The sequence below is a fragment of the Streptomyces sp. I05A-00742 genome, from assembly GCF_013055795.1.
Lineage (GTDB): Bacteria > Actinomycetota > Actinomycetes > Streptomycetales > Streptomycetaceae > Streptomyces.
On record NZ_JABETO010000082.1, the window covers coordinates 1 to 7068 of the forward strand.

The 7068-nt window shown below is 71.4% G+C and carries 9 protein-coding genes; 7 read left to right on the plus strand and 2 right to left on the minus strand.

The genetic code is table 11. The annotated features are described in order from the left end of the window. Positions 1-386, plus strand: a 386-nt coding sequence (locus tag HN013_RS31985; protein WP_171172495.1) for an RNA polymerase sigma factor, incomplete at its 5' end; no start/stop codon positions are given. Between the two features lie 85 nt (positions 387-471). Further along, positions 472-975, plus strand: a complete 504-nt coding sequence (locus tag HN013_RS31990) for a GNAT family N-acetyltransferase (protein WP_171172497.1) — start codon at positions 472-474, stop codon at positions 973-975. Between the two features lie 181 nt (positions 976-1156). Here the strand turns inward: HN013_RS31990 and HN013_RS31995 are convergent, their stop codons facing one another. Next, positions 1157-1567, minus strand: a complete 411-nt coding sequence (locus HN013_RS31995) for a hypothetical protein (protein WP_312018778.1) — start codon at positions 1565-1567, stop codon at positions 1157-1159. 2 nt (positions 1568-1569) lie between these two features. Next, positions 1570-1929 (minus strand): hypothetical protein, encoded by a 360-nt coding sequence (locus tag HN013_RS32000; protein ID WP_171172498.1) that lies wholly within the window; start codon positions 1927-1929, stop codon positions 1570-1572. A gap of 481 nt (positions 1930-2410) precedes the next feature. On the opposite strand from HN013_RS32000, the gene HN013_RS32005 reads away from it, so the two are divergent. From HN013_RS32005 to cbiE, 5 genes are all read left to right on the plus strand, one after another. Then, positions 2411-3466: a methionine ABC transporter ATP-binding protein gene (locus tag HN013_RS32005; protein WP_171172500.1), complete on the plus strand. Its 1056-nt coding sequence runs from the start codon at positions 2411-2413 to the stop codon at positions 3464-3466. Beyond that, positions 3463-4260, plus strand: coding sequence for a methionine ABC transporter permease (locus HN013_RS32010; protein WP_312018779.1), 798 nt, complete (start codon positions 3463-3465; stop codon positions 4258-4260). Before HN013_RS32005 ends, HN013_RS32010 begins: the two co-directional genes overlap by 4 nt. Positions 4261-4359: 99 nt before the next feature. Continuing rightward, the gene (locus tag HN013_RS32015) at positions 4360-5229 is read left to right on the plus strand and encodes a MetQ/NlpA family ABC transporter substrate-binding protein (RefSeq protein WP_171172502.1); all 870 of its coding nucleotides are present in this window, start codon (positions 4360-4362) and stop codon (positions 5227-5229) included. A 323-nt stretch (positions 5230-5552) separates the two neighbouring features. Then, the gene (locus HN013_RS32020; protein ID WP_171172504.1) at positions 5553-6206 is read left to right on the plus strand and encodes a GNAT family N-acetyltransferase; all 654 of its coding nucleotides are present in this window, start codon (positions 5553-5555) and stop codon (positions 6204-6206) included. Between the two features lie 158 nt (positions 6207-6364). Beyond that, a partial coding sequence (cbiE, locus tag HN013_RS32025) for a precorrin-6y C5,15-methyltransferase (decarboxylating) subunit CbiE (protein WP_249375690.1) occupies positions 6365-7068 on the plus strand: 704 nt, incomplete at its 3' end.

The following is a 7068-nucleotide window of genomic DNA, read 5'->3' on the forward strand; positions in this document are numbered from 1 at the left end:
AGCCGGCCGCCCTGCGGTTACGCGCCGCAGTCCGCGCCGAGGCGCGCGCCGCGGGCCGCCTCGCCCGGCGCGAGGTGCCGTACGACCCGACGGCCGCCGAGCCCGCCGACCCCGCCGGCGTCCCCGAGTCCGGTGTGGAACGGGCCGTGCTCGCCGCCGAATCGCGCCGCGAACTGCGCGCCGCGGTACGGCGGCTGCCCGGCAGGTGCCCCGGCCTGATGCGCGCCCTGCTCTCCCCCGGAGACCCGACCTACCGCGAAATCGCAGGAGAGTTGGGTATCTCACAAGGATCTTTGGGGCCGATCCGTTCCCGATGCCTGGGATGCCTGCGCAGAATGCTCACGGCGGCGATTGCCACTCCTGCCCCCGGGGGAAAGGAGCGGTAGACAACAGGCGCCACGGAGGCGACGTGCACCGCGGCGGCTCCTGTCAGACGCAACGTACGGGACTGACCAGGGGAGGCATGCGCACATGGGTATGAGCGTGACCATCGCGGCGGCGACCGAGGGCGACGCCGAACAGATCCTCAAGCTCCAGTACCTCTGCTACCAGGGCGAGGCCGAGCTCTACGGCGACTACTCCCTCGAACCCCTCACCCAGACGCTCGACGCCCTGCGTGCCGAACTCGCCGCCGGCTGCGTTCTCGTGGCCCGCCTCGGCGACGAGGTCGTCGGCTCCGTCCGCGGCACGGCCGACGCCGAGGGCGTCGCCACTCTCGCCGCTCTCATCGTTCATCCCCGGCTGCGTCGTCATGGCCTCGGCGGTCGCCTTCTCGCGGCTGTCGAGGAGCGGCTGGTCGCGGATGGGTCTGTGCGGCGCTTTCGGTTGGCTGTTGGGCGGCGGAGTGAGCTCATGTTGCGGTTGTGCCGCAAACGGGGTTATGAGCAGGTGGGGGTGGAGGAGGTCAGCAAGGTGCTGACGTTGGTGACGCTGGAGAAGGTGGCGGCTGTGCAGGAGTTGGCTGCGGCGCGGTGAGGTAGGCCCCTGTCCCTCCCTTTCACCGTTTCTTGCGGGGGCAAGCCCCCGCACCCCCTTGAAACCGCGCTGCGCGCGGTTGTCCTCAAACGCCGGACGGGCTGAATAGCCCGTCCGGCGTTTGAGGACGCGCGCCGCAGGCGCGCTCGGGGGGTCTGGGGGCTCGCCCCCAGGGGCACCCTCACCGCGCAGCGGAAACCCGCCGCAGCCACACCATCGCCGTCACCGGCAGGATCACCGGAATGAACAGATACCCCATCCCGTAGTCCGACCACACGGTCGCATCGGGAAACGCCCCGGGATCCGCCAGCGTCCACGTCCCGACCGTGAGGACGCCGAGCAACTCCAGCCCGCAGCAGACGAGTGCGGCGCGCCGGGCCACCTCTCCACCCCGCACCAGGGAGTAGGTGATGAAGGCGTACACGAGGGCGGCGACGGCGGACAGCAGGTACGCGAGGGGCGCGTCCCCGAAGTGGAGTGCCATCTGCACGACGGACCGCGACGCGGCGGCCACGGTGAAGACGCCGTAGAGCCAGACGAGCAGCCGGCCGGGGCCCTTGCCCAGGCCCTCGGCGGTGACGGGTTCGGTCACGGTCAGCCTCCCCAGATGTCGTAGAGCCGGACTTCGAGCACGGCGAGGACCACGGCGCCGGCCGCCACGGTGGCGGACCCCCAGCGGGTGCGTTCGGTGAGCGACATGAAACCGGCGCCGGGAACGCAGGCGGCGGCGCCCAGCAGATAGGCCACGAAGAGGGCGGTGCCCTTCACGGGCCGCTCGCCGCGGGCGAGCTGGACCACGCCGATGACGAGCTGGACGAGGACGAGCAGGGAGACGACGGCCATGCCGATGAAGTGCCAGTCCTTGGTGGGCTGGTCGCGGTAGGTGGCCTGGCCGCACCAGGCGGCGAGCGCGAGGGCGGTCACGCCGACCGCGAGTGTCAGCGCGTCGATCACCGTGACCCCCGGGCGGCAGGGGCGTGCGGATGGGGCGTGACAGGCATGGGGACGACTTTAGACGGCCGTCCGGGGCCCGCCGCGCCCGGCCCGCACTGTCCACTGGGTGACCGGGAGTGTCCGCCATTCGGACAACCTTGGCCTGTTCGCGCGTACGTCTGTTTTACTTGCCCGCATGACCACGACGAGCACCCGCACCTTTGCGACCGAGGCGATGACGACGCCCGGTGCTGCTCGTCGCATGTGTCGAATGTGTGACCGCTGAGGGCCCCCGTTCTGAGCCTCGCGCCCCGAAGCGAGACCCGTAGAGCCCGCGTCCGACGACGGACCGCGCGCTCTCCCCCTCCTCCATGGTTCCGCGACACCCGGATTCCCCGAGCCGCCCCACCGGCATCCGCGGGGACACCCCTACCGCGTTCCGCAATGAATTCCCGTGCGCCGGCCCCCCACGGCCGCGCACTCGACAGCGACGGAAACCCCTGTGATCACCACTACGGGCCTGACAAAGGTCTACCGCTCACGCGGCCGCGAGGTCACCGCCCTCGACGGCGTCGACCTGCATGTGCGGGAGGGCGAGGTGTACGGCGTCATCGGACAGAGCGGCGCCGGCAAGTCGACCCTCATCCGCTGCGTCAACCTCCTGGAGCGCCCGACCTCCGGCACGGTCACCGTGGCCGGCCAGGACCTCACGGCGCTCGCAGGCCGCGGCCCGCGCGCCGGGGCCGCGCTCCGCCAGGCACGCAGCCGTATCGGCATGGTCTTCCAGCACTTCAACCTGCTCTCCTCGCGCACCGTGCAGGGCAACGTGGAGCTCCCGCTGGAGATCCTCGGCCTGTCCGGCAAGGAGCGCTCCCGCAAGGCGCTGGAGCTCCTGGACCTGGTCGGCCTCGCCGACAAGGCCAAGGCCTACCCGGGCCAGCTCTCCGGCGGCCAGAAGCAGCGCGTCGGCATCGCCCGCGCCCTGGCCGGCGACCCCAAGGTGCTGCTCTCCGACGAGTCGACGTCCGCGCTCGACCCGGAGACCACCCGCTCGATCCTCCAGCTGCTGCGCGACCTCAACCAGCAGCTCGGCCTGACGGTGCTGCTGATCACCCACGAGATGGACGTCGTCAAGACCATCTGCGACTCCGCGGCCCTGATGAAGGGCGGCCGCGTCCTGGAGTCCGGCACCGTGGCCGAGCTGCTGGCCACCCCCGGCTCCGAGCTGGCCACCGAGCTCTTCCCGGTGGGCGGCGAACCGTCCGGCCCCGACCGCACCGTGGTGGACGTCACCTTCCACGGCGACGCGGCGACCCAGCCCGTCATCTCCCAGCTCTCCCGCACCTACAACATCGACATCTCGATCCTGGGCGCCGCGATGGACACCGTCGCCGGCCGCCAGGTGGGCCGGATGCGCATCGAGCTGCCCGGCCGGTTCGAGGAGAACGTCGTCCCCATCGGCTTCCTGCGCGAGCAGGGACTCCAGGTCGAGGTGGCGCCCGTGCACGACGACGCGGCGGCCGCGGCCGACGCCCTCCTCAAGGAAGGTGCCAAGTGACCTGGTCCGAGATGCAGCCGCTGCTGCGCGACGGGTGTCTCGACACCCTCTTCATGGTGGGGTGGTCCGCGGTCTGGACCATCGTGGGCGGCCTGCCGCTGGGCATCCTGCTCTACCTCACCGACCGCGGCGGACTGCTGCGGAACATCGTGGTCAACAAGGTCGTCGGCGCGGTGGTCAACATCGCCAGATCCGTGCCGTTCATCATCCTGATCGTCTGGCTGATCCCGTTCAGCCGCATGGTGATCGGCACCTCCATCGGCCCCAGCGCCGCGGTCGTCGCCCTTGCCATCGGCGCCATCCCGTTCTTCGCCCGGCTGGTCGAGACCTCCCTCCGCGAGGTCGACGGCGGCCTGATCGAAGCCGTCCAGTCGATGGGCGGCGGCACCTGGACCGTCATCTTCAAGGTGCTGCTCCCGCAGGCCCTGGCCTCGCTCGTGGCCGGCCTGACCACCACCGTGATCGCCCTCATCGGCTACTCCGCCATGGCCGGCGCGGTCGGCGGCGGCGGGCTCGGCCAGGTCGCCATCAACTACGGCTACCAGCGGCAGGAACACGGGCTGATGAACATCACCATCGTGCTGCTGGTCGTCATCGTCACCGTCGTCCAGCTCGCCGGCGACCTGACCGTCCGCCGTCTCGCCCGGCGCACCGGAGGCCAGGCCGCCCCCGTCGGCCTGTGGCGCCTGCGCCGCACCGCGAAGGCCCCGGCGGCCACGGAAGCCCCTGAGGCCACGGCTGTCCCCGCCCGGCGCGCCGCCGACGAGCCCAAGGCGGCCGTCGACGCACCCTGAACCACCGGGGTCCGTCGACGGCCCCGGGGAGCACCACCACGAGCCCGGACCCTTTGCCGGGCGGCACCATCTCGTGAGAACAAGAAAGAGGCACTCTTCGTGCGTACCACCGTCAAGCTCACCGCCGCCGTCGCGGCAGCCGCCGCGCTCACCCTCGGCCTGAGCGCCTGCAGCGCCCCCTCCGACTCCTCCTCGTCCTCCACCAAGAAGGGCAAGGACGCCGACCCCACCGCCAAGATCGTCATCGCGGCCAGCCCCACCCCGCACGGCGACATCCTCAACTTCGTCCGGGACAACCTCGCGGAGAAGAACGGCCTGAAGCTGGAGGTGAAGGAGTACAACGACTACAACGTGCCGAACACGGCCACCCAGAGCGGCGAGATCGACGGCAACTTCTTCCAGCACAAGCCGTACCTCGACGACTTCAACAAGAAGAACAAGACCGACATCGTCCCGGTCGTCAACGTCGAGATCGAGCCGCTCGGCCTCTACTCCAAGAAGGTCACGAAGCTCTCCGAGCTCGGCGAGGGCTCCACCATCGCCGTGCCCAACGACGCCACCAACGAGGGCCGCGCCCTCAAGCTGCTCGCCGACAACAAGGTCATCGAGCTCAAGGACGGCAAGGGCGCCGACGCCACCCTCAAGGACATCAAGGACGACAAGGGCATCAAGTTCACCGAGATCGAGGCGGCCCAGATCCCGCCGCGCCTCGGCGACGTGGACGCCGCGATCATCAATGGCAACTTCGCCATCGGCGCCAAGCTCAACCCGGCCAAGGACTCCCTGGCCCTGGAGAAGGCCGACGGCAACCCCTACGCCAACTTCCTCGCCGTGAAGAAGGGCAACGAGCAGGACCCGCGCATCGTCAAGCTCGCCAAGCTCCTCAACTCCGACGAGGTCAAGCAGTTCATCGAGAAGAAGTTCAGCAACGGGGCCGTCATCCCGGCCTTCGGCCCCGTCAAGAGCTGACGCCCGCCTCACCCCGCCCCGCCCGTCCCGGCGGACCGCACCCCCTCCGCGACGGGGGCTCCGTACCGGCCCTCCGGCCGAAACGGACCACCGATCAGGGCGCCCGCCCTGCATCCGCGGGGAACCGCCGGTACTCTCAGCCGTCTCGGCGGACGCAGGCCCCGCACACGCCACGCGTGCGCGGGGCCGCCGCGCTTGGCGCACGACTGTGGCCATACTGCATGCTGGTGCACCCGTGACCGGCGCGACCGCCGGGACGGAACCGGCCACCCTTCCCCACGTCCGAACGGCGCGGGGGACCCCCTCCGGCGTTGGAGCAGCGCATGACTTCCACCTTTCCGGACATCTCCATCAGTACGGACCGGCTGGTGCTGCGCCCGTTCGACGCATCGGACGTGCCCGCGCTCACCGAGATGATGAACGACGAGCTCATCACCGCCTGGACCTCCGTCCCGCACCCCTACACCACCGCCGACGCCCGTGACTGGGCCCTGCACACGGCACCCGCCGAGCGCACCTCGGGACGCGGAATCGTCTTTGCGGTCACCGAGTTCCTCACCCACCGCCTCGTCGGCATCGTGCACCTCCACCACACCGACTGGCACACCCTGGCCACCGAGGTCGCCTACGTCACCGCCCCCTGGGCCCGCGGCGAGGGCTACGCCTGCGAATCCGTCCTCGCCGTCGCCCAGTGGCTCTTCCGCGACCAGAAGTTCGAACGCCTCGAACTCCGCACCGCCGCCGACAACACCGCCTCCCAGCAGGTCGCCCAGAAGATCGGCTGCATCAGCGAGGGCGTCCTCCGCAACGCCTGGATAGCGCGCAGCCGCACCGAGGACGGCGGCTGGACCGACATCCGCACCGACCTCATCGTCTGGAGCCTGCTGCCCGAGGACCTCGACGAGGTGCGCGAGCAGCACACCGACGGCACCGGCTACGCCACGGCGTTCCCCGGGTGGTCGCCCGGCTGGCGCTGACGCCCCCCGCGCGCAACCACCCGCCCCGCACTCCGGACGGTGGTCCGGACCTGCCGGGGTACTCTCACCATGCCCGCCGCGGGACGGGCGGTGCCGGCCCGAAGCGGCCGGAACTTCCCGAACGATCCCCCCGAGACAAGCCCAGGAGACAGACGACGATGGCCGACCGGGTCACGGTGATCGGATGGGACGGCTCACCGCTGACGGAGGCGGCCCGCTCCGCCGTGGGCGCCGCCACCCTCGTCGCCGGAGCCGCCCACCACCTGGCGCTGCCCGAGATCCCGCCCGGCGCCGAACGCATCAGGCTCGGCAGCGTGGACCTCGCCGCCCCCCGCATCGCCCGGCACCGCGGCACCGCCGTCGTCCTCGCCGACGGCGACCCCGGCTTCTTCGGCGTCGTCCGCGCCCTGCGCGCCCCCGAGCACGGCCTGGAGGTCGAGGTCGTCCCGGCCGTGTCCTCCGTCGCCACCGCCTTCGCCCGGGCCGGCATGCCGTGGGACGACGCCCAGATCGTCGTCGCCCACAGCCGCGACCTGCGGCGCGCCGTCAATGTCTGCCGCGCCCACCCCAAGGTCGCCGTCCTCACCTCGCCCGGCGCCGGCCCCGCCGAACTGGCGCTCCTCCTCGGCCCGGTCCACCGCACCTTCGTCATCTGCGAGCAACTGGGCACCGCCCGCGAACGCGTCACCGTGCTGACCTCCGACAAGGTCGCCGACCACGCCTGGCGCGACCCCAACGTCGTCATCGTCATCGGCGGACCCGGGGGAGGGGCCGACGACGGGCCCGCCGCCGGCCCCGGCCAGCGCGCCGGCGGCTGGATCGCCGGCCGCGACCCCGGCCGGCTCCCCGGACCCCGCGGCTG

Excerpts from the sequence above, each read along its gene's own strand:
- HN013_RS32020 (WP_171172504.1), top strand. The coding sequence starts at position 5,553 with ATGACTTCCACCTTTCCGGACATCTCCATCAGTACGGACCGGCTGGTG.
- HN013_RS31990 (WP_171172497.1), top strand. The coding sequence starts at position 472 with ATGGGTATGAGCGTGACCATCGCGGCGGCGACCGAGGGCGACGCCGAA.